At 45.2% G+C, this 21,796-nt stretch carries 14 protein-coding genes and 1 pseudogene; 7 read left to right on the plus strand and 8 right to left on the minus strand.

Annotated features, from left to right (window positions below; genetic code table 11):
- Nucleotides 1-10: 10 nt before the first annotated feature.
- The 7 genes from cydB to aspS form a co-directional block, all read right to left on the minus strand.
- Nucleotides 11-1,147 (minus strand): cytochrome d ubiquinol oxidase subunit II, encoded by a 1,137-nt coding sequence (gene cydB, locus OCV52_RS10030; protein WP_137408832.1) that lies wholly within the window; start codon nucleotides 1,145-1,147, stop codon nucleotides 11-13.
- Between the two features lie 14 nt (nucleotides 1,148-1,161).
- On the minus strand, nucleotides 1,162-2,748 hold the full coding sequence (cydA, locus tag OCV52_RS10035) for a cytochrome ubiquinol oxidase subunit I (RefSeq protein ID WP_137408831.1): 1,587 nt from the start codon (nucleotides 2,746-2,748) through the stop codon (nucleotides 1,162-1,164).
- A gap of 552 nt (nucleotides 2,749-3,300) precedes the next feature.
- Nucleotides 3,301-4,317 (minus strand): Holliday junction branch migration DNA helicase RuvB, encoded by a 1,017-nt coding sequence (gene ruvB, locus OCV52_RS10040; protein ID WP_008219931.1) that lies wholly within the window; start codon nucleotides 4,315-4,317, stop codon nucleotides 3,301-3,303.
- 164 nt (nucleotides 4,318-4,481) lie between these two features.
- Entirely contained in the window at nucleotides 4,482-5,093 is a 612-nt protein-coding gene (gene ruvA / locus OCV52_RS10045) for a Holliday junction branch migration protein RuvA (protein WP_137408830.1), read from the minus strand.
- Between the two features lie 92 nt (nucleotides 5,094-5,185).
- Entirely contained in the window at nucleotides 5,186-6,646 is a 1,461-nt protein-coding gene (locus OCV52_RS10050; protein WP_137408829.1) for a methyl-accepting chemotaxis protein, read from the minus strand.
- 211 nt (nucleotides 6,647-6,857) lie between these two features.
- The gene (gene ruvC / locus OCV52_RS10055; RefSeq protein ID WP_102394100.1) at nucleotides 6,858-7,379 is read right to left on the minus strand and encodes a crossover junction endodeoxyribonuclease RuvC; all 522 of its coding nucleotides are present in this window, start codon (nucleotides 7,377-7,379) and stop codon (nucleotides 6,858-6,860) included.
- Between the two features lie 134 nt (nucleotides 7,380-7,513).
- Nucleotides 7,514-9,295: an aspartate--tRNA ligase gene (aspS, locus tag OCV52_RS10060; RefSeq protein ID WP_137408828.1), complete on the minus strand. Its 1,782-nt coding sequence runs from the start codon at nucleotides 9,293-9,295 to the stop codon at nucleotides 7,514-7,516.
- A 297-nt stretch (nucleotides 9,296-9,592) separates the two neighbouring features.
- On the opposite strand from aspS, the gene OCV52_RS10065 reads away from it, so the two are divergent.
- The 6 genes from OCV52_RS10065 (at nucleotide 9,593) to OCV52_RS10090 (ending at nucleotide 15,915) form a co-directional block, all read left to right on the plus strand.
- Nucleotides 9,593-10,498 (plus strand): DUF72 domain-containing protein, encoded by a 906-nt coding sequence (locus OCV52_RS10065; RefSeq protein ID WP_390903395.1) that lies wholly within the window; start codon nucleotides 9,593-9,595, stop codon nucleotides 10,496-10,498.
- A 139-nt stretch (nucleotides 10,499-10,637) separates the two neighbouring features.
- Nucleotides 10,638-11,366 (plus strand): carboxy-S-adenosyl-L-methionine synthase CmoA, encoded by a 729-nt coding sequence (gene cmoA / locus OCV52_RS10070; RefSeq protein ID WP_137408826.1) that lies wholly within the window; start codon nucleotides 10,638-10,640, stop codon nucleotides 11,364-11,366.
- A gap of 90 nt (nucleotides 11,367-11,456) precedes the next feature.
- Nucleotides 11,457-12,428, plus strand: a complete 972-nt coding sequence (gene cmoB, locus OCV52_RS10075) for a tRNA 5-methoxyuridine(34)/uridine 5-oxyacetic acid(34) synthase CmoB (protein ID WP_137408825.1) — start codon at nucleotides 11,457-11,459, stop codon at nucleotides 12,426-12,428.
- A gap of 239 nt (nucleotides 12,429-12,667) precedes the next feature.
- A complete protein-coding gene (locus tag OCV52_RS10080; RefSeq protein WP_137408824.1) occupies nucleotides 12,668-13,408 on the plus strand; it encodes an ATP-dependent zinc protease family protein in 741 nt (246 codons plus the stop codon).
- A gap of 17 nt (nucleotides 13,409-13,425) precedes the next feature.
- Nucleotides 13,426-14,931 (plus strand): inactive transglutaminase family protein, encoded by a 1,506-nt coding sequence (locus tag OCV52_RS10085; RefSeq protein ID WP_137408823.1) that lies wholly within the window; start codon nucleotides 13,426-13,428, stop codon nucleotides 14,929-14,931.
- A 3-nt stretch (nucleotides 14,932-14,934) separates the two neighbouring features.
- Nucleotides 14,935-15,915 (plus strand): alpha-L-glutamate ligase-like protein, encoded by a 981-nt coding sequence (locus OCV52_RS10090; RefSeq protein ID WP_137408822.1) that lies wholly within the window; start codon nucleotides 14,935-14,937, stop codon nucleotides 15,913-15,915.
- Nucleotides 15,916-16,044: 129 nt separating this feature from the next.
- Here the strand turns inward: OCV52_RS10090 and fdhF are convergent.
- Nucleotides 16,045-20,125: pseudogene (gene fdhF, locus OCV52_RS10095) on the minus strand (formate dehydrogenase subunit alpha).
- Between the two features lie 299 nt (nucleotides 20,126-20,424).
- On the opposite strand from fdhF, the gene OCV52_RS10100 reads away from it, so the two are divergent.
- The gene (locus OCV52_RS10100) at nucleotides 20,425-21,762 is read left to right on the plus strand and encodes an IS4 family transposase (RefSeq protein WP_137409200.1); all 1,338 of its coding nucleotides are present in this window, start codon (nucleotides 20,425-20,427) and stop codon (nucleotides 21,760-21,762) included.
- Nucleotides 21,763-21,796: the final 34 nt, after the last annotated feature.

The raw sequence follows: 21,796 nt of genomic DNA on the forward strand, positions 1-21,796 counted from the left end.
CACTTCTATCTTAGTAAGCTGAAACGTCGTTATCTTCGATGTGTTTCTTATCTAGGCGACCGAACATTTTGTAGTATGTCCAAGTTGTGTAGCCAAGAATCACAGGAACCATTACCGCTGCAACTGCAGTCATTAGACCAAGTGTCAGCTCACTCGCTGTTGAGTCCCACATAGTCAAACTATGGTCAGGGTTCAGGCTTGATGGCATTACGAATGGGAACATTGCAAAACCAGCCGTTAAGATCACACCAGCGTTAGATAGGCTCGAGAATAAGAAAGCGAAACCACCGCGCTCAAGACGAGATGCAATTACAGCGAATAGTGGCATAACCACACCTAAAATCGGTGCAGCCCACATTGCTGGGTAAGTCTCGAAGTTTGTCATCCACGCGCCAACTTGAAGTGATACTTCTTTATTTAGCGGGTTAGAGTCTGCGAACGTGTCAATCGTACTTGTAATTACATAGCCTTCGATAGATTGAACCCAGAAGCCACCAATAACAAATAGAACAATTGAGATCAGGCCTGTGATCTGAGCAACGTTACGAGCACGAGCGTGCAGCGCCTCTGTTGTCTTCATTTGTAACCATGTTGCACCTTGCGTTACGAACAACATCAGAGCCAATACACCACATAGCAATGCAAACGGATTTAGCAGAGCGAAGAATGTACCGTGGTACTGAGACATCATTAGGTTATTCAGGTCAAATGGAACACCTTGTAGAAGGTTACCAAATGCTACACCGAAGATGATTGGCGGAACGGTACCACTGAAGCAAAGTGCGTAGTCCCACGCTTTACGCCATTTCGGATTTTCAATCTTTGAACGGTAATCTAGAGCAAGTGGACGTAGCCAAAGTGCAGCGAGAGTCACGTACATAGCAAAGTAGAAGCCAGAGAAAGACGTTGCGTAAACCATTGGCCAGGCAGCGAAAAGTGCACCACCAGCTGTAATCAACCAAACTTGGTTACCATCCCAGTGAGGGGCAATCGTGTTCAGCATAATACGACGTTCAGTGTCACTCTTACCGATTACCGGTGAAAGTGCTGCAACCCCCATATCGAAGCCATCGGTTACTGCAAAACCTACTAGTAGAACACCGATTAGGATCCACCAAATAAGTCGTAAGCTTTCGTAATCAAACATTAATACCCCCTCACTTATACTTCAACTGAACGGCTAACTTTGCCTTCAACAGAGTTATCACTTTGTTCGAAGTGGTAACGGCCTGTCTTCAAGCTACTTGGGCCTTTACGTGCGAATTTCAGCATTAGATAAACTTCAGCAATCAAGAACACTGTGTACAGTGCCAATATAGCGAAAAGAGAAGTCCAAAGCTGTTCAATAGTCAGTGCTGATGCAGCAACGTTAACCGGTAGTATTTCACCAACCGCCCATGGTTGACGACCAAATTCAGCAACAAACCAACCTGCTTCAATCGCAATCCATGGTAGTGGGATGCTGAATAAAGCAGCTTTGAGAATCCAAGGTTTCTGTTCGATTTTCTGGCGGCATGTTTGGATAAATGAGGCACCGAAAACGAACAACATAATAAACCCGCAACCAACCATAATACGGAACGCACTAAACAATGGCCACACTGTTGGGATTGAATCGTCCGCTGCCATTTGGATTTGGTCTTCCGTTGCGTCAACAACATTGTCTGTGTAACGTTTTAGAAGTAGTCCATAACCTAAGTCACCTTTGACTTCGTCAAACGCACTCATATTTACTTCAGACTTATCACCTGCGCGAAGCTTTTCAAGTAGCTCGTATGCATAAATACCCGTGCGTATACGGTCAACATGTTGTTCACGTAGGTCGTGTAGACCTGTTACTTGCTCATCAAACGAACGTGTTGCAATAATACCCATTACGTAAGGGATCTTGATTGCGTAATCCGTGTTCATGGTTTCTTGGTTTGGTACACCAAATAAAGTGAATGCAGCTGGAGCTGGCTCTGTGTGCCATTCAGCTTCAACCGCAGCGAGTTTCACTTTTTGAACTTCACCTAACTCGTAACCAGATTCATCACCTAAAATAATCGTTGATAAAATAGCAGCCATACCGAAAGATGCTGCAATAGCGAATGAACGACGGGCAAACGCTACATCTCGGCCTTTTAGTAGGTAATATGAACTAATCCCCAGTATAAACATGGCACCACACGTGTAGCCAGAAGCTACTGTGTGTACAAACTTAACTTGTGCAACTGGGTTAAACACGACTTCTGCAAAACTTACCATTTCCATACGCATGGTTTCGAAGTTGAATTCTGCGCCTACTGGGTTTTGCATCCAGCCATTCGCTATAAGAATCCAAAGTGCAGAGAAGTTAGAGCCAAGTGCCACTAGCCAGGTTACCGCTAAGTGCTGACGCTTTGACAGTCTGTCCCAACCGAAGAAGAAAAGACCAACAAAAGTAGACTCTAGGAAGAATGCAACAAGCGCTTCGATAGCCAGCGGAGCACCAAAAATGTCGCCAACATAATGAGAATAGTAAGACCAGTTAGTACCAAACTGGAACTCCATAGTTAAGCCTGTCGCTACACCAAGAGCAAAGTTAATACCAAACAATTTACCCCAGAACTTGGTCATGTCCTTATAAATTTGCTTGCCAGTCATTACATAAACAGACTCCATAATGGCAAGTAAAAATGCCATACCTAAAGTCAGTGGAACAAATAGGAAGTGATACATCGCTGTAAATGCAAATTGCAAACGCGACAGATCAACAACATCAATCATGGTAACTCCTTTGTGTCGGCTGAATGACACTTGTGTGATTATTCACCTCAAAAGTCCATGTTAAAACAATCTGCAATATTGTTATTACAACATGAAATTTGTAGCAAAAACGTACCGTTATAGTTAGATTATTGTTAAGATATAGCTAATATAGCTGGCGCTAATATTACTGCTAAAATCAGTATGTTTCAAAAGGTTTATGGAAGAACCCTGCGTTGATTTGTATCAAATTTACTCATGCAAATTAGAGGTTTTTTTGAACAATTATGATTAAAGTCACACCAATTTAGCTTGTCTTAATAACACTGCATGATAGCTGTGACAAAACCTCAGCACACAGTCAACATTGGAGTCACAACACCCATAAAGTAGTAACAAAAGATATGACAACTTATTTCAATCTTTGTTAGTCAAATCAAAGGTGAAATCAAAGTTTTCATTTTTGACGCGCCCTGTTCGAACTTTATAGCGACTCACACAATAGAGTTGTTATTCAGTAAAACGCAAAAAATCCCAGCGCTTATGCAACTGGGATCTTTAAAAATGAATAATTTAGCGATTAGACGGTAGGTCTATCCCAAAGTGTAAATAGGCTCTATCAGTCGCGATTCGGCCCCTTGGTGTTCTTTGTAGATAACCTTGCTGTATTAGATAAGGCTCCAATACATCTTCAATGGTGTCTTTCTCTTCACCAATTGCTGCAGCCATATTGTCGATACCAACTGGGCCGCCACCAAACTTCTCCATAATTGCCAATAGAAGCTTTCTGTCCATATAGTCAAAACCTTTAGCATCAACATCTAACATGTTCAGTGCGCTATCTGCGACCTCAGGGCAAATATGTCCGTCCCCTTTTACTTCCGCATAATCGCGGACGCGGCGCAGTAAACGGTTTGCAATACGTGGTGTACCACGAGCTCGGCGAGCCACTTCCAACGCCCCTTCTGCTTCCATCGAAAGGCCAAGGCAGTCAGCGCTGCGCTGTACGATGTTTTGCAAGTCTTCTACTTTGTAATACTCGAGACGTTGAGTAATACCAAAACGGTCACGCAGTGGAGAGGTCAGTGAACCAGCACGCGTCGTTGCACCAATCAGAGTGAACGGTGGCAAGTCAATCTTGATAGAGCGCGCCGCAGGGCCTTCACCAATCATGATGTCCAACTGGTAATCTTCCATAGCTGGATACAGCACCTCTTCAACCACAGGGCTTAAGCGGTGGATCTCATCAATGAATAGGACATCATTTTCTTCAAGGTTGGTCAGCAGCGCCGCTAAGTCGCCGGCTTTCTCTAACACCGGCCCAGAAGTGGTGCGAATGTTTACATCCATCTCATTGGCAACAATGTTCGCCAATGTGGTTTTACCCAAGCCTGGAGGACCAAATATCAACAGATGATCAAGTGCTTCATTACGCAATTGCGCCGCTTTGATGAAAATCTCCATCTGGTCACGAACGTGGTCCTGACCTTGATAGTCGGCTAACGCCTTTGGTCGTATTGCACGGTCGATAACATCTTCATCTTTAAAGACCGGATTGTCAGGAGCAATGAGGCGATCTGCTTCAATCATAGAGAGTTCCAATTTGAGAGTGTTAACTCTGTTATCTTTAATTCTTGCTTAGCCGTTATCTAATATTCGAGCTAATGAATACTGAGGATATTCTAACGAGATGGTAGTCGCTAGAGATAAACACGATGCAGTAACTGAGCTTACATCGTCAGCGTCGGTTTTTATTAAACCATCGACTTCAAGGCATCACGAATCAACTGTTCGCTCGTCATACCTTCTTTAGCCACTTGAGAAACCACCTTAGAAGCTTGAGTCGGCTTATAGCCCAATGCAAGCAGTGCACTTACCGCTTCTTCTTCAGCATCTTGAACGGTTGGCATAGAGTCAATTGGCGCCGCGTCAGTCGCAGGCGTAAACAGGTCACCAGCACCCCAACCTTTTAATCGGTCTTTCATCTCAACAACTAGACGTTCAGCGGTTTTCTTACCAACACCCGGTAGCTTCACTAGCGTAGAAATGTCTTCACGCTCAACACTCTGAACAAACTGGCTCGCCGTCATACCGGAAAGAATACCAAGGCCAAGTTTAGGGCCCACACCGTTTGCTTTGATGACTTCACGGAATAACGCCCGCTCTTTAACCGTGTTGAAGCCATAAAGTAGCTGAGCATCTTCACGTACTACAAAATGCGTGTAGATAATTGCCTCTTCGCCTACGTTTGGTAGTTCATAAAAACAGCTCATTGGCATTTGTACTTCGTAACCAACGCCACTGACTTCAATCAATAATTCTGGTGGCTGTTTTTCTATTAATGTACCGCGTAGACGTCCGATCACAGTTCGCTCTCTTGATGGAATTTAGTTTGAGGGACAGAATATAAAAGAACTGGATGCTTATCCAGTTCTTTATGTTTTTTGGAGGGATTTATTTACGCTTGTTTAGCTTGGGAGACCACGTTATTTAGGCTTTCAACCAATTCCTTGACTGAAGTGACATGTCCAGTCAGTTCAGAGCCATAGTTGGCAACCAAACTCGACACAGATTTGGTTTCGGCAACGCTCTGTGCCACTTCTGAGCTCGCAAGATCCAGCTCTTTCAGTGAGTCCATCTGCATTGCCATAATATCGGTCAATTGGTTCACATCAGTAGAGATAGTCTGAACCTCTGAAATAATGCCGTTCATTTCATTGGCTGTCGTTTCGATGATCGCTCTACCATGTTCCACTTCCACTTTACTGCGATCCAACAAGCTTCGAATCTCAATGGCTGAGTGACTACTTTTCGCTGATAGCTCCCTTACCTGATCAGCAACCACAGCAAAGCCTCTGCCCTGCTCACCTGCGCGAGCCGCTTCTATCGCAGCATTCAGTGCGAGTAAGTTGGTTTGCTCAGCGACCGACGTAATCAAGTCTGCAACCTTCATGATTTCTTGGTTGCTTTGAATAATTTGGCTGATTGCACTGGTCGAAGCCTCAAGTGACTCAGAGCTTTTCTGTGCTTTAGTGCCTACGGCTTCGCTGCGATCTTTGAGTTCTCCGACAAATGAATTTGACTCTGCGATACCTTGCGTCATCTGATGCAATTGCTGGCTCATCTCCTCGGCAGCACTCGCCTGAGATTCACAATTGATGTTCAACACTTCAACTTGCGCATGCAAGTCTTGTGACTGTTGTTCTAAATGGACAGAAACGTCCTGTAGGCTTTCAGAGTTTGAATTCGCTTGGTCAAGTACAACTGACAAGCGCCCTTCACTTTGCGTCGCTTGGTTTGCGACCTGCTGACTTTCCGAAATCGCGTCTTCTGCCATCTCGATAGCGACTTCTTTCTGTTTCGCGGTAAAAGCTTGGGCAATGCAGATCACCACCAGTGGCATAATCACGCCAGACCAGGTTTCAACCACCACCGCTTCCGGAGTAAGTACTAACTGCGGAAATTCAAAGCCATCAAGATGAGCCGACGTCATTACCAATGACACGCCAATCACTAATCCACTCCATACCAAAGCGACAAGGCGTGTTCCTGATAAAAAGAAGGCAACCACTAACAAAGGCACCCAATACGCCTGAGTCGAATCCACCACACCACCACTTTGATAGATGATATTGAGCGCATGCACCGCCATGCCGACAAAGCCAAAGTTAAGTGCCAAGCTAGGTTTGCTGGTAACACGCAGTAGGATAGCTGAGATCAGTTCAAATACGATCAAAAATACAGAGGTAGCTACCAGAAGCTGTTCCCCGTGCTTTGTCCATTTAACCAAGCTATAGACACCGACAAAAAAGGCGATAAAAGTAAAGAGTAATAAGATATCGGCTTGTCTGACTTGGTTATTGCTCCATCCACTGCTTTTAGGTAGAAATAGCGCGCGCCAAAGCTTGATAGGGTTCATCAGTGATCATCCTTGATTAACTTGTTAGACCTCCGACCAATGTTAATAACATGTTAAACGGTGCGCAATGTTATTATTTAGGTTCTGTTCGAAAGATCTCATTTCATCAGGGATTTAGCGGCGTATTGCTGTGATCTGAGCCAAACCAAACGTGAGGCTCATCAATGGAAAAAGAGAAGTTTACCTGTTGGAAGCTAACTGGAGATGGAAATTAACGATAACGCCCTTTTCTCGCTCCAGTCGCTTTACCCGCCAGTGCAATCAAAGTTTTGTTGGTGTTGGCGTGAGTGATCGCTACACCTAGCGCATCGGCGGCATCAGCCTGTGGCTTAGCTGGCAACTTAAGCATGCTCATTACCATATTTTGAACCATAGACTTATCTGCGCCACCATTGCCTGTTACCGCTTGCTTAATTAAACGAGCCGCGTATTCATGAACCGGCAAATCTGCATTTACAGCGGCCACTATTGCACTACCACGCGCCTGACCTAGCTTGAGTGCCGAGTCCGCATTCTTTGCCATGAAGACCTGCTCAATGGCAAACACATCTGGCTGAAACTGAGTAATGATTTCACTCACGCCCGCATAGATCTGCTTAAGTCGGCCTGGTAGCTCTTTTTCTGAGGTTCGGATACACCCACTGCCTAAGTAATACAGATGACGGCCATTGTGACGAATCACGCCATAACCGGTAATGCGAGAGCCAGGGTCGATCCCTAAGATAATAGACATAACTTCTAGTACTGATTATTTATACATGCTTTATCAGCTTAGTATATCGAACGATAAAAAAAATGCCCGTTAAATTAACGGGCATTTCTATTTACTTAAAGAGAAAGTCACTCATAGAAAGAGTCACTATTAGCTTATTCAGCAGACTCTTCTTTTTGTGCAACTTTAACAGCGATTGCTAGCTCTTCCAGTGATGCAGGGTTTGCTAGGCTTGGCGCGTCTGTTAGTAGACATGCAGCTGCTGTTGTTTTCGGGAATGCGATAACGTCACGGATGTTCTCTGTACCACAAAGTAGCATTGCTAGACGGTCAAGACCGAATGCTAGACCAGCGTGTGGTGGAGTACCGTATTGAAGAGCATCTAGTAGGAAGCCGAACTTCTCTTGTTGCTCTTTCGCTTCGATACCTAGGATACCGAATACAGCCGTTTGCATTTCTGCGTTGTGAATACGTACAGAACCGCCGCCTACTTCGTAGCCGTTGATTACCATGTCGTATGCATCAGAGTTTGCTGCTGCAGGGTTCGCTTTTAGTTCTTCCGCAGTCACACCTAGTGGTGATGTGAATGGGTGGTGCATTGCGTGTAGGTTGCCTTCGCCGTCTTCTTCAAACATTGGGAAGTCAACAACCCACAGTGGAGCCCATGCAGATGTATCTGTTAGCTCTAGGTCTGTACCTAATTTAAGACGAAGTGCGCCCATTGCTTCAGCAACGATACCCGCTTTGTCTGCGCCGAACAGAATGATATCGCCAGATTCAGCTTCAGTGCGATCTAGAATACCGTTGATTACGTCTTCGCTTAGGAATTTAGCAACTGGAGATTGGATACCTTCCATGCCTGCTGCACGGTCGTTAACCTTCATCCAAGCTAGACCTTTCGCGCCGTAGATGTTTACGTACTCTGCGTAACCGTCGATTTGCTTACGAGTTAGCTTAGCACCACCTGGAACACGGATAACCGCTACACGGCCTTTTTCGTCGTTAGCTGGGCCTGAGAATACTTTGAACTCAACGTCTTTAACTAGGTCAGCAACGTCAACAAGCTCTAGTGGGTTACGTAGATCTGGCTTATCAGAACCGAAACGACGAATCGCTTCAGAGAAAGGCATTACTGGGAATTGACCTAGTTCTACATCTAGAAGCTCTTTCCACATATCGTGAACTAGCTTTTCAGTGATGTTACGTACTTCTTGAGAAGACATGAACGATGTTTCGATATCGATCTGAGTAAATTCAGGCTGACGGTCAGCACGTAAATCTTCATCACGGAAACATTTAACGATTTGGTAGTAACGGTCAAAACCAGACATCATCAGCAGTTGCTTAAACAACTGAGGAGATTGAGGAAGCGCGTAGAAGCTACCTTTATGAACACGGCTTGGTACTAGGTAGTCACGAGCGCCTTCTGGGGTCGCTTTAGTTAGTACTGGTGTTTCGATGTCTAGGAACAGGTTCTCGTCTAGGAAACGACGAACGAAGCTAGATGCACGTGCACGAAGCTTGATGCGATCGCTCATTTCTGGACGGCGAAGATCGATGTAACGGTACTTAAGACGCTGTTCTTCAGAGTTCGTTTGGTTGAAGTCTAGTGGAAGCGCTTCTGAACGGTTAATGATCTCTAGACCAGTCGCGTAAAGTTCTACTTCACCAGTAGCCATGTCTTTATTTACTTGGCTGTCAGGACGAACACGTACTTCACCAGTAAATTTGATACAGAATTCATTACGCAGTTGGTTAGCGATCGGGAAGATATCTTTCATATCTGGATCGACAACAACCTGAACGATGCCTTCACGATCACGCATATCAATAAAGATAAGACCGCCTAAATCACGGCGACGGTTTACCCAGCCGCACAATTCTACAGTTTGTCCCGCCAGGGACTTGTTCAGGTTACCACAGTAATGGGTACGCATAATGAATTTCCCAATCTCTTAATAATTTACTAATTTCCAAGCTGTAGGTGTCAAAATAGCCCTACAGAGCTTTTTACCTAACAAAGCAAGGAATCATTTATACGCGGAAACTCGGTTAAAATCGACCTTCCACACTCGAATTTATTGTGTTTTATCTGGCTTTGCTGCTTTTTAGCACATCAAGTGCGCAAAGATTCATCAAAACCGAAAAAATTGCGATAATTATATCTCGAAAGTACCTTAATCAGCAAAACTCTCGTAAAGTAGATTTTCGTTTCGATTAAAAGCAGTAATGTGATGACTAATGGTGCAAAAACGATGGACACTTTACCTCTAAGACTTGGATTAACTATGTGGTCTCACTCTGAGTGGCAAAGTCAGTTCTATGGCAAGGGTACAAAGCCTGCGGAACGCCTAGAAAAATACACCCAAGTTTTTCATACCGTTGAAGGCAACACGACCTTTTACGCGACGCCGAGTATGTCGACCGTTCATAACTGGAAAGCGGCAAGTCACGATGATTTCAAGTTCACCTTCAAATTGCCCAAATTCATTACCCACCAGCAACAATTGAGACACTGCCAAGCCGAACTCAAAGAGTTCTTGATGACCATGTCGCCACTGCACGACCGCATAGGTCAATGGACGATTCAGCTACCACACAGCTTTGAACCTAGCATGCTTCCTACTCTGCAAAAATTTTGCACCTTGTTTCCAAAGGAGATGCAGCTCGGCGTTGAAGTTCGCCATTTAGGCTTCTTTGATAAAGGCGATGCTGAAAAACGCTTTAACCAATGGCTCGTGGAAGAAGGCATTAACCGCATCATTATGGATAGTCGCCCTGTTTTTTCTGCGCCGCCAACCACAGAAGCGGTAAGCGATGCGCACCAGAAAAAGCCACGCGTGCCCGTTCATGCCATTGCAACGGCCAACAACCCGATGATCCGTTTTATTGGTCACCCTGACCAAGCGCCAAATATCGAATTTTTCAAACCTTGGTTTAGCAAAATCCCCCAGTGGTTAAGTGACGGCAAACAACCGTATCTAATGATCCACACTCCAGACAACAATCATGCGCCGGAACTCGCGATCGCCATCTATGAGTTATTGCAACAGCAAGTGTCTGAAAATACGTCACTATTACTACCTGACCTGGAACAATTTCCAGCTCAGAAAGGCAATCATCAAATCTCGATGTTTTAAGGCTTCTTGTACTTACAACAGTAATCCTCAGCTGTAATCTGAGTTTTCGTGACAGCAGTCCTATTTTTTCGTAAAATACGCCCCCTTTTATTTGGTACGAGTTTTATACCAATAACGCTGACTGTCGAGAGAGAATGCCATGAGCAATAAAGACAACATCTTTTCCGCTCCTATTGATAAAATTGGAGACTTCACCTTTGATGCAAGGGTCGCAGAAGTATTCCCGGATATGATTCAACGCTCGGTTCCTGGCTACAGCAACATCATCTCAGCTATCGGTATGTTAGCGGAGCGATTCGTAAAACCGCATTCAAACGTTTATGACCTGGGTTGTTCTCTGGGCGCTGCAACACTTTCCATGCGTCGTCACATCCAGCAAGAAGGCTGCACAATTTTCGCTATTGATAACTCAGAAGCGATGGTTGAGCGCTGTAAATTACACGTTAACGCTTACCGCAGCGACACGCCTGTAGAAGTCATCGAAGCCGATATTCGCGAAGTCGAAATCAAAGACGCTTCGGTAGTAGTACTTAACTTCACGCTGCAATTCCTGTCGCCAGACGATCGCTACGCCCTACTTGAAAAAATTCATGCTGGCCTGCGCCCAGGCGGAATTCTAATCTTGTCAGAGAAATACGTATTCGAAGATGAAAGTTCGAACGAACTGCTTATCGATCTACACCATGATTTCAAACGTGCTAACGGATACAGCGAACTTGAAGTAAGCCAAAAACGTAGCGCGATTGAAAACGTAATGCGCCCAGACTCTATCCCTGTTCACAGAGAGCGCTTTAATAAGATTGGCTTCTCAAGCAACGAAGTATGGTTCCAATGCTTTAACTTTGGATCAATGTTCGCGATTAAATAGCGCGCAAACTCGGTTAGCTCGTACTAGAACGTCATCCTCACCGTAGTGAATGACACGATAACTTTTACACCACCAATTCAGTGAAAAACTATGTTTAATTTTGCCAATTTTTATCAACTTATTGCCCAAGATACTCGTCTACAGCCGTGGCTTAATGTTTTGCCACAGCAACTGACGGATTGGCAGAATGCAGAGCACGGTGATTTCGATCGTTGGTTACGTGCGTTAAACAAGATTCCACAAGACGTGCCAGATCAAGTTGACCTGAAAAATTCAGTGACGATTGGTAGTTCTACGCCATACCACTCAGGTGAACTGAGAAAGTTAGAAAGCTTATTGAAGACGTTCCACCCATGGAGAAAAGGTCCTTATACCGTTCACGACATCCATATCGATACAGAGTGGCGCAGTGACTGGAAATGGGATCGTGTGCTTCCACATATTTCTCCATTGAAGAACCGCTCGGTGCTAGATGTTGGCTGTGGTAACGGCTACCACATGTGGCGCATGCTAGGTGAAGGGGCTCGCTTAACTGTGGGTATTGATCCTTCTCACCTATTCTTGATTCAATTTGAAGCTATTCGTAAGTTAATGGGCAACGACCAACGTGCTCACCTTCTACCTCTAGGTATTGAACAGCTACCAAAACTTGAAGCCTATGACACAGTATTCAGCATGGGCGTGCTATACCACCGTCGTTCGCCGCTTGATCATTTAATTCAACTAAAAGACCAATTGGTATCTGGCGGTGAATTAGTGCTGGAGACCTTAGTGATTGAAGGCGATGAGAACGCTGTATTAGTGCCTGTTGACCGCTACGCACAAATGAGAAATGTGTACTTCTTCCCTTCTGCTCGCGCCCTGAAGCGCTGGCTTGAACAAGTTGGCTTTAAAGATGTACGCATCGTGGATGAGAATGTCACAACAATTGGTGAGCAGCGCACAACTGAGTGGATGACACACAACTCTCTGCCAGATTACCTAGATCCAAACGACCCAAGTAAAACGGTTGAAGGTCACCCGGCGCCGAGACGCGCCATTCTTATCGCAACCAAGCCATAAACTAAATATTCAAAAGCCCAAATTGCGTCGTAACAAAATTTGTCTCTAGAGCTCATTTATTTTCTAAAACAGAACAATGTTTAATAAATGAGCTATTTCAAATAGCAAAAATTGGCGTAGCGCTCACATTGCGATTCAATATGACCAGACTCTTACAATAGGATGCTTCACGCATCCTTTTTTGTGGGCTAAACTTCTAAATAGTCTGAACTATTCTCTAATTTCCCAAAGGTTTTTTTATGTTTAAGCGATTATCGCCAATTGTGGCGGTTGGTTTGCTCTCTGGCTGTACCCTGACTAACGGTGCGGCCTACCACCAAGAAACTCTCGACGCTATTGCCCGCTCTGAGACAAACATCGCAAATAAGGTTCAAAATCTTGAACTGCAACTAAGCAATCAAAGTGATTACATTGAAAGCTTAGAAGACGAAATCACAACCCTTTCCCAACAGCTTGATGTTCACCTAACCAGCATGGAACACAAAGTGATTGAAGAACTGGAAGAAGAAGAGCCAGTAGCAGTTACAGCGGCTCCTGTTGCTCCGACTTCACAGCCTACAATCCTTGGCGGCATCGAAAAAGTATCTATCGACTCTATCAAACAAAGCTTCGATGCTCGTGTTGATACTGGTGCTACAACATCATCTTTGAATGCTATTGATATCAAAGAATTCGAACGCAATGGCAAAGATTGGGTACGATTCCACCTAGCTGATAAATCACAAGCGACAGAAGATCAAAAATGGATTGAAGCGCCTGTTGTACGCTATGTGAAAATTCGTCAGTCAACGACCGACCAAGCAGAACGTCGAGCTGTGATCGAACTATGGATTAAAGTTGGAAAAATCCATGAAAAAGCGCAATTTACATTGGCGGATCGCTCTCAAATGAGTCACCCTGTATTACTAGGGCGCGAATTTATCAAAGACATCGCGCTAGTAGATGTAAGTAAACAGTACGTACAAACGGAAGCCAAATAACAATAGTAGGGTAAGCTATGACGTCACGAATTCCATTTTATATCTCTATTTTCCTGCTCATTGCAGCAGGTATAACACTGAGTATGTTCAGACATACGACTTATGGTGTTCCTTGGACTCCAGGGGAAACCAGACAGGTGTGGGACATTGAAGCTCGTATCGAATTCAATGCAGTAGGCAAAGAAGCGAAGGTTTCATTAGCGGCTCCTCATACTCAGTCTAACTACACGCTCATCAGCGAGTCAGCTTCATCACCAGGCTACGGTATCTCTTACTTGAATACCGAATCAGGTCGCCGCGCTGAATGGTCTATCCGCTATGCAGATGGCCCTCAAACCATCTACTACAAAACTCAATTCTTAGTCGATAGCCAAGCAAAAGTTACTGAGAACCCACCAGAAGGTGAAGTTGCTCAACCAAGCTTCGACGGACCAGAAGAAGCAGCATCGATTGCTTTGATTGACCGCGCAACCAAACGTTCAGCGGACAACCTAACCTTCACTCGTGAGCTGATCAAAACGCTAAACGATCCAGACAGCCAAAACTCAGCGCTGCTTCTGAACAACATGACCAAAGTAGAAGCGACACACAAGCTACTTTCGGCAGCAAAAATCCACAACAAAGTGGTTGGTGTTATCGAGCTAGAAGATGGTCGCCGTCGTCAATCCATTCAGAACATGCTCCAAGTTTGGGATAACGATCAGTGGATTCTGTTCTCCCCTGAATCAAGCGAACAACAAGTTCAACCAAATCTACTTATCTGGGATGAGTCGAACGTATCTCTGTTAGATGTTGTTGGTGGTCAAAACAGTAAAGTTCACTTCTCGATGATTGCTCAAGATATTACTCCTACTGAAGCAACCAACAGTAAAGTCTCTGCAGACCAATTATTGAACCTATCGATTCACAGCCTACCGCTAGAAGAGCAAGCGATGTTTAAAACCATCATGCTAATTCCAATCGGTGCTCTGATTGTTGTGTTCTTACGCGTTATCATCGGGTTGAAAACATCTGGTACCTTCATGCCAGTTCTGATTGCAGTAGCCTTTGTTCAAACACAACTGGTTACGGGTATTGTCGGTTTCTTACTGATTGTCGGCACAGGCCTTATTATTCGTAGCTACTTATCCAAGCTCAACCTACTGCTGGTTGCCAGGATATCCGCGGTGATTATCACGGTAATCATGATTATTTCCGTGTTTACCGTGGTTGCTTTCAAAGTGGGTCTGACTGAAGGTCTATCTATTACGTTCTTCCCAATGATCATCCTATCTTGGACTATCGAACGTATGTCTATCCTATGGGAAGAAGAAGGCGCGAAAGAAGTTGTTCTTCAAGGTGGTGGCTCACTATTGACTGCCGTACTTGTTTACTTAGCAATGACTAACCCGTTCATTCAACACCTAACATTTAACTTTATCGGTCTACAACTGATTGTCCTAGGTGGTATTTTACTACTAGGTACTTACACTGGTTACCGCTTAACTGAGCTACGTCGCTTTAAACCGCTAGCGGAGGATTAAGTTATGTTTGAACAGTTTACTTCGCCGTTTAAGTTGAAAGACAAAGGCATCATGGGGATGAACAAGCGTAACCATAGCTATATTGGTCGCTACAATGATCGCTCCAAGTATCCGTTAGTTGATGACAAGCTAAAGACTAAAATCATCGCTGAACAAGCTGGGGCAACTGTACCTAAGCTTATCGGCGTGATCAGTCACCAAGCTGAAGTAAAGACAATCCATAAGATGGTAAAAGAGTGGCCTGGTTTTGTAATCAAGCCGGCTCAAGGGAGTGGTGGTAAGGGTATCCTTGTCATCACCTCACACAAAGACGGCGTTTATACTAAGCCGTCTGGCTCAACCATTAACGAAGAAGATGTAGAGCGTCACATCAGTAACGCTCTTGCAGGTCTTTTCTCGCTAGGTGGTAAGAACGACGTTGCCGTAGTAGAAAACCTGATTAAGTTTGACGAATGTTTTGACGGTTTCAGTTATGAGGGCGTGCCAGATGTACGAATCATTGTATTCAAAGGCTACCCTGTGATGGCGATGATGCGCCTTTCTACTTCAGCTTCTGATGGCAAGGCTAACCTTCACCAAGGTGCTGTTGGTGTAGGGATTGACATTGCAACAGGCAAAGCGGTGCGAGCGGTTCAGTTTGACCAACCGGTGACGCACCACCCAGATACAGGTAAAGAACTGGCACTGCTGCAAGTTCCTCACTGGGAAAAGCTGCTGATTCTTGCATCAAGCGCTTGGGAAATGACTGGCTTGGGTTACATGGGTACGGACATGGTTTTAGACCAAGAAGAAGGCCCAATGGTACTTGAACTTAATGCTCGCCCAGGTTTGGCTATCCAAATCGCCAACGGCGCAGGTCTACTTCCTAGATTACAGCATATTGAAAACCTTGGTACACCCGCTGAATACCCAAAACCTGCTCAGCGCGTTGCTTACGCTGCAAAACAATTTGGTGTTCACAGTAATGAGATTGTTTCAAGCTAAGCCTACAACTGAACAGAGAACTCAATCAGTTGCTAGCTTGCTAACTCAATAATTACCAAGCTCAATAAAAAAGCCGCATAACTCTGAGAGTTATGCGGCTTTTTAGTACCTGCTATTTAACGGATTGGGCTAAACCTCTATAACTTCAATTACAGGCTCTCGAATGGGATCAATGCGTACTGCCGCCACCTTGAATTCTGGGATCTTAGCATGTGGATCGGTCGCGGTTGTTGTCAAACGGTTCACTGGAGACTCTACAAAGTGGAATGGAATAAACACCACCCCTTTTTGCATTCGCTTCGTCACAAACGCTGCAATCTCAATCTCGCCGCGACGTGTTGATACCTTGAGCATTTGACCATTCGAAATCCCCAATGCCTCGGCATCATGAACACTGACCATCGCACACGGTCCTGCTAGGTTATCCAAGCCTTTGGTTTTACGCGTCATGGTTCCAGTATGGAACTGCTCTAAAATACGCCCGGTCGTAAGCACCAACGGGTACTCTTCGTCCGGTAGCTCAGCCGCATAACGAAACGGAATGGCCTCCATTTGGCCACGTCCACGAGTAAACTGGGTTTGGTGCATGATACGAGTGCCATCAGGGTTGTTCTTATTGCTTGGCCATTGCACACCATTCACCGTAATATTCTCCCAACGTAAACCTGCGTACTGTGGTGTTACGCGAGCAATCTCGTTAGTGATATCGGCAACCGACTGGTAGTTCCAGCCGCCACCCATAGCATTTGCCAGCATTTGAATGATGGCCCAATCTTCCTTCGCTTCCCCCGGTGGTAATACCGCAGGGTTAATACGCTGAACACGTCGCTCAGTATTGGTAAAGTGACCAGACTTCTCAGCGAATGAGCAAGATGGCAGAACCACATCCGCATACTGCGCCGTTTCAGTTAAGAAGATGTCTTGCACAACAAGGAAATCCAACGCCTCAAGTCCTTCAATCACGTGCGCTTGATTTGGGTCACTCAATACGGGGGTTTCACCCATCACGTATAAGGCTCGAACTTCTCGGTTACATGCACCGTCAATAATTTCGGTGAGTGTTAGTCCGGTCTCCGCTGGTAAATCAGTAATGCCCCACTCCATCGCAAACTTTTGACGCACTATTGGGTTATAGACCTTCTGATACCCAGGTAGGTTATTTGGCAATGCCCCCATATCACACGCACCTTGAACATTGGATTGACCGCGCAACGGGTTGATACCGCCCCCTTCAATGCCGATATTGCCACACAGGAGCTGCAGGTTAGCAATGGAGCGAACATTATCGTGCCCAGTCGTGTGTTGCGTAATGCCCATGGAGTAATACACCGCCGTGCGCTTTGCGGTACCAATCAAGCGCGCCATCGCGAAAATGTCTTCAGCTTTAACGCCTGTCACCAGTTCGACTTTGTCTAGTGAGTAACTTGGCGACATTACCTCTTGCAATAAGGTATCAAAGCCATCCACACGATCTTCGATATATTCTTGGTCATACCAACCATGTTTGATGATTTGCTGCATCACACCGTTGATTAACATCACGTCTGTACCCGGTCGATGTGCTAAGTAAAGCTCTGCGTGATCAGCGATATCGATTCTCTTAGGGTCTGCGACAATCAAACGCGCACCGTTATGTCTTACCGCCTGCTTTATGTGCGAGCCAATAATCGGGTGTGCGGATGTAGTATCAGAACCTATGATGAAGATGACATCCGAGTGTTTGATGCTTGGAATGTCATTAGTCATCGCCCCACTGCCCAGAGAAGCCTCAAGCCCAGTTACCGTTGAAGCATGGCAAAGGCGAGCACAATGGTCGACGTTGTTAGTACCAAGTTCACGACGAACGAATTTTTGGAACGCATAGTTATCTTCATTGGTAGTTTTAGCCGAAGAGAAACCGGCTAGTGCATTACTGCCAAAGCCTTGTTTAATCGAAGTGAACTTATCGGCAATCAGCGCGATAGCTTCTTCCCAACTCGCAGGTTGTAACCAGCCATCTTTACGAATCAATGGGGTTGTGAGGCGAGCATCACTACTCACGAAGTCAAAACCAAAACGCCCCTTAACACACAACATGCCTTCGTTAACCGGAGAGTCACCACCTTCGATATAACGAATCTTATTCTTCGCTTCATCGATATGCATGGTTAGCTTACAGCCCACACCACAGTAGGTGCAGATGGTATCGACCGTCTTAAGAACGTCGGTGTCACCTTGCTTTCTATCACGAGCATCCACCATGGCACCGGTTGGACAGGCTTGAATACACTGGCCACAACTGATGCAGCGGTTGGCATCGAAAATTATAAATTCAGAGCTATTGTCGACAGCAAACTTCTGTCTTGTTGAACCCACTTTCGCTTCTTCTGCGCGAATAGCTTGCCAGCTTTCATTTGAAGCAATATCGATTTTGTATTCTGGGTGTGTCTGCGTTGCTTTGTATTCGGTTGAAAAGTCTCGTAGGTCGCAGTTCGTGTTGGCTTGGCAACCGCACTCTAGACATCTTGCCGCTTCTGCAATGGCATCGGCATTGTCAAAACCAGTTTCGACTTCTTCAAAGCTTTGCTCACGCTGCTCTGGCGTCAGCTCTGGCATAATCTTACGAGCCATGCGTTGTATCGATTTATATTGCTCAGGGTCGACCGCTTTAAGCTCCTTATGCTTTCTAGAGTTAAACGGTTTTGCTGGGATATTATCCATATCACCATTAAAAAATCGGTCGATTGCTTGCGCGGCAATTCGCCCGTCTCCTACTGCTTCAACTGCAGTAGCAGGCCCGCGTCGGAAGTCACCGATACTAAATATATTACCCTGACCTGTGTGCATGGTTTGCGGATCAGCATCCGCGGTGTTCCAGCGAGTTAGTGGGATATCAATCTCTTCGTTATCCATGAAACTTAGATCTGGCTTTTGCGATACAGCAGCGATGACCGTATCGAATGCTTCAACAAAAAACTCACCTGTTGGTTTAGAGCTACGACGGCCAGACGCATCAGCAGGGCCAAGCGCCATGCGCTCTAATCGAATTTCTGATACATGGCCATTTTCATCAGCGATATTCTCAGCTGGGTTAGTCAAGAAGTGGAACTTAACGCCTTCATGCTCCGCCTCTTCGATTTCGTAATCTTCCGCTGGCATTTCGTCTCGCGTGCGACGATAGATGAGTGTGGTATCAGCACCATCACGCACTGCGGTTCGTGCGCAGTCAATTGCGGTATTACCACCGCCAATCACCGCCACTTTTTTGCCCGTAGTGAACTGTTTATCGGTGACATAATCTTTCAGGTAATCAACACCTAAATAGCAGCCACCAAGGTCACTACCGGGATAATTCATTTCAACAGCTTGTGATGCACCTACAGCTAAGCAGACCGCATCGAAATCACGACAAAGAGCTGACAAGGTGAAATCGACACCGAGCTTCTTGTCACACTCTACAACCATTCCGTTACGACACATCAGTTCGATTTCTTTGTCTAGAATGGACTTAGGTAAGCGATATTCTGGGATACCATAACGTAACCAGCCACCAGCTTTAGGCATCGACTCATATACACTTACATCATAACCCTCATTCGATAGGTAATAGCCCGCCGTTAAGCCACCAGGGCCACTCCCAACTATCGCTATACTTTTGCCTTTACTCGCCTTCTTCGCAGGCATGTAGCTCTCTTGAGCAGCCAAATCTGCATCGGCTGCGTGTCGCTTGAGTTGGCGAATCGCAATCGAATCATCGACTAAGTTTCTTCGACACTCGGTTTCACAAAAGGCCGGGCACACACGACCGATCGATCGATAGTGGCATCGGCAGTGTTTTCTTAATCACTTCGATCGCTTTGGTATGATCATTTTGAGCGATGTGATGAAGATAGGATTGAATATCGACTCCCGCCGGGCAAGCGGTTTGGCATGGCGCTTCACAGTCAGCATAATGGTCTGCCATGATTCGATTCAACGCACCCTGTCTGTGAGAGGTTAGCTGTTTAGATTGAGTTGTGATGTTCAAGCCGTTGGACACTTCAAGTTCACAGGAACGAGTCATTCCCACACCATCCACTTCAACCACACACAGATCGCACGGGACTTTATCCCCAGTCTTATTCAAACCGCATAGAGATGGGATCTCTAGACCACATGTTTTTGCCGCCTCAAGCACAGTCTGCCCTTGTTCGACGATTCGAAATTTCCCATCAATAACGATCTGAATCATATTGAGTCCTACCTTCAAGTTTGCGTACGAGTCACGCTCAAAAATAATTATCGGCACGGTATTACAAGAGTGCCGCCACTCATTACCATACATTAAATGTGGTTTGTGCGTGTGACTTCAAACAAGTTCTATTGAGATTAACCACATAGTATGAGTGGTCTTATCAGTTATTCAAAAAGGCTAGATTCGAGACATAAAAAAGCCCCTACGATGAGGCAATGTAGATCAGATAAGGATCGGTTGACCGATCCTTCTTCTGAGAGATAATCGGAAGCCTGTTTCTAGGCTTCCGATTTTTTATGTCTATCCAAAACTATTTTGTCGATTTCCTCGAAGAAAATCCTGTTGATGTAGCTCAACTCACCACTTTCTCTGAACATATCCCAGATGAATGGGTTGTTAAGGCAGCTAGTCTTTCTGATAAAGCGACTATTCGCCGACGTCGACTACCAAGTGACATGGTCTTGTGGCTAATTGTCGGCATGGCCTTCTTCCGTAATGAACCAATTGCCGAAGTCGCACGAAGAATGAATGTCTGTGCGGATGGCTTGGCTGATGAAGAGTTATTAGCAAAAAGTGCTTTAACCCAGGCAAGACAACGTTTAGGCAGTGCTGCACCAGAGTGGTTGTTTAAACAATGTGGGCGAACGTGGGGTCTTGAACGATACCGTGATGATACGTGGCAAGGATTACAAGTTTTTGCTGTAGACGGTGCTCTTTTTCGCACCGCGGATACGCCCGAACTTAGAGAGCACTTTGGCTCGGGTAATACCTCGAGTAGCAGGCAGACACCACATCCAATGCTAAGAGTTGTGACTATGATGAATGTCCGTTCTCATGTCATCGTTGACGCTGCCATAAGCCCTTATCGGCGTGGTGAAATCCCACTTGCTATGCCCTTCATCGACTCTTTACCAGATAACTCTGTGACGTTACTAGATAAAGGTTTTTACGGTGCAGACTTACTTCTCTCTCTTCAAAATAGCGGTATTAATAGACATTGGTTGATACCAGCAAGGAAAGGGTTGAAATACACACTTTTAGATGAAGAAGAAAGCAATGATATGCTCATCGAAATGAACGTCTCACCGCAAGCTCTCAAAAAGAACCCTAGTTTACCTGAAAAATGGCAAGTCAGAGCGGTGACCTATGAAGTACAAGGTAAGCAGAAAACTGTTTTTACATCCCTTCCAAGAGCAGACTACGACGCGAAAGCGGTAGCCGAACTTTATCATGAACGTTGGGAAATCGAATTAGGTTATCGTGATATCAAAAGCTCAATGCAACACAATGCCTTAGTATTACGCAGTAAAACAGTAAACCTTGTTTATCAAGAACTCTGGGGGCTGTTGCTTGGTTATAATTTGGTAAGACGTGAAGCAAGTCAGGCAGCAGTTGAACATGGAAGAATGCCGAATGAAATTAGCTTTAAATACGCTTGTCAGTTTATAGCGAGCCAACTGAAGGTGATGAGTAAAGCGATATCGCCAGGCAATACACCTAAGCGTTTAAAGAGTCTAAGGGGAGACTTATCAGTCCTCTTTATAGACAAACGCCCTAAGCCTAATCGGCCTAGGGCGGTAAAAATATCAAAGACTCGCTACCCAATTAATCGCAAAGCAGCTCCGCTTAAGTGAACTACATTGCCTACGATGAGGGGCTTTGAATTAG

This window comes from Vibrio chagasii, from assembly GCF_024347355.1.
Taxonomy (GTDB): domain Bacteria; phylum Pseudomonadota; class Gammaproteobacteria; order Enterobacterales; family Vibrionaceae; genus Vibrio; species Vibrio chagasii.

Coding starts and splice junctions, on each gene's coding strand:
- cydB (WP_137408832.1), bottom strand. CDS start 1,147: ATGTTTGATTACGAAAGCTTACGACTTATTTGGTGGATCCTAATCGGT.
- cydA (WP_137408831.1), bottom strand. CDS start 2,748: ATGATTGATGTTGTTGATCTGTCGCGTTTGCAATTTGCATTTACAGCG.
- ruvB (WP_008219931.1), bottom strand. CDS start 4,317: ATGATTGAAGCAGATCGCCTCATTGCTCCTGACAATCCGGTCTTTAAA.
- OCV52_RS10050 (WP_137408829.1), bottom strand. CDS start 6,646: ATGAACCCTATCAAGCTTTGGCGCGCGCTATTTCTACCTAAAAGCAGT.
- ruvC (WP_102394100.1), bottom strand. CDS start 7,379: ATGTCTATTATCTTAGGGATCGACCCTGGCTCTCGCATTACCGGTTAT.
- aspS (WP_137408828.1), bottom strand. CDS start 9,295: ATGCGTACCCATTACTGTGGTAACCTGAACAAGTCCCTGGCGGGACAA.
- OCV52_RS10065 (WP_390903395.1), top strand. CDS start 9,593: ATGACTAATGGTGCAAAAACGATGGACACTTTACCTCTAAGACTTGGA.
- cmoA (WP_137408826.1), top strand. CDS start 10,638: ATGAGCAATAAAGACAACATCTTTTCCGCTCCTATTGATAAAATTGGA.
- cmoB (WP_137408825.1), top strand. CDS start 11,457: ATGTTTAATTTTGCCAATTTTTATCAACTTATTGCCCAAGATACTCGT.
- OCV52_RS10080 (WP_137408824.1), top strand. CDS start 12,668: ATGTTTAAGCGATTATCGCCAATTGTGGCGGTTGGTTTGCTCTCTGGC.
- OCV52_RS10085 (WP_137408823.1), top strand. CDS start 13,426: ATGACGTCACGAATTCCATTTTATATCTCTATTTTCCTGCTCATTGCA.
- OCV52_RS10090 (WP_137408822.1), top strand. CDS start 14,935: ATGTTTGAACAGTTTACTTCGCCGTTTAAGTTGAAAGACAAAGGCATC.
- OCV52_RS10100 (WP_137409200.1), top strand. CDS start 20,425: ATGTCTATCCAAAACTATTTTGTCGATTTCCTCGAAGAAAATCCTGTT.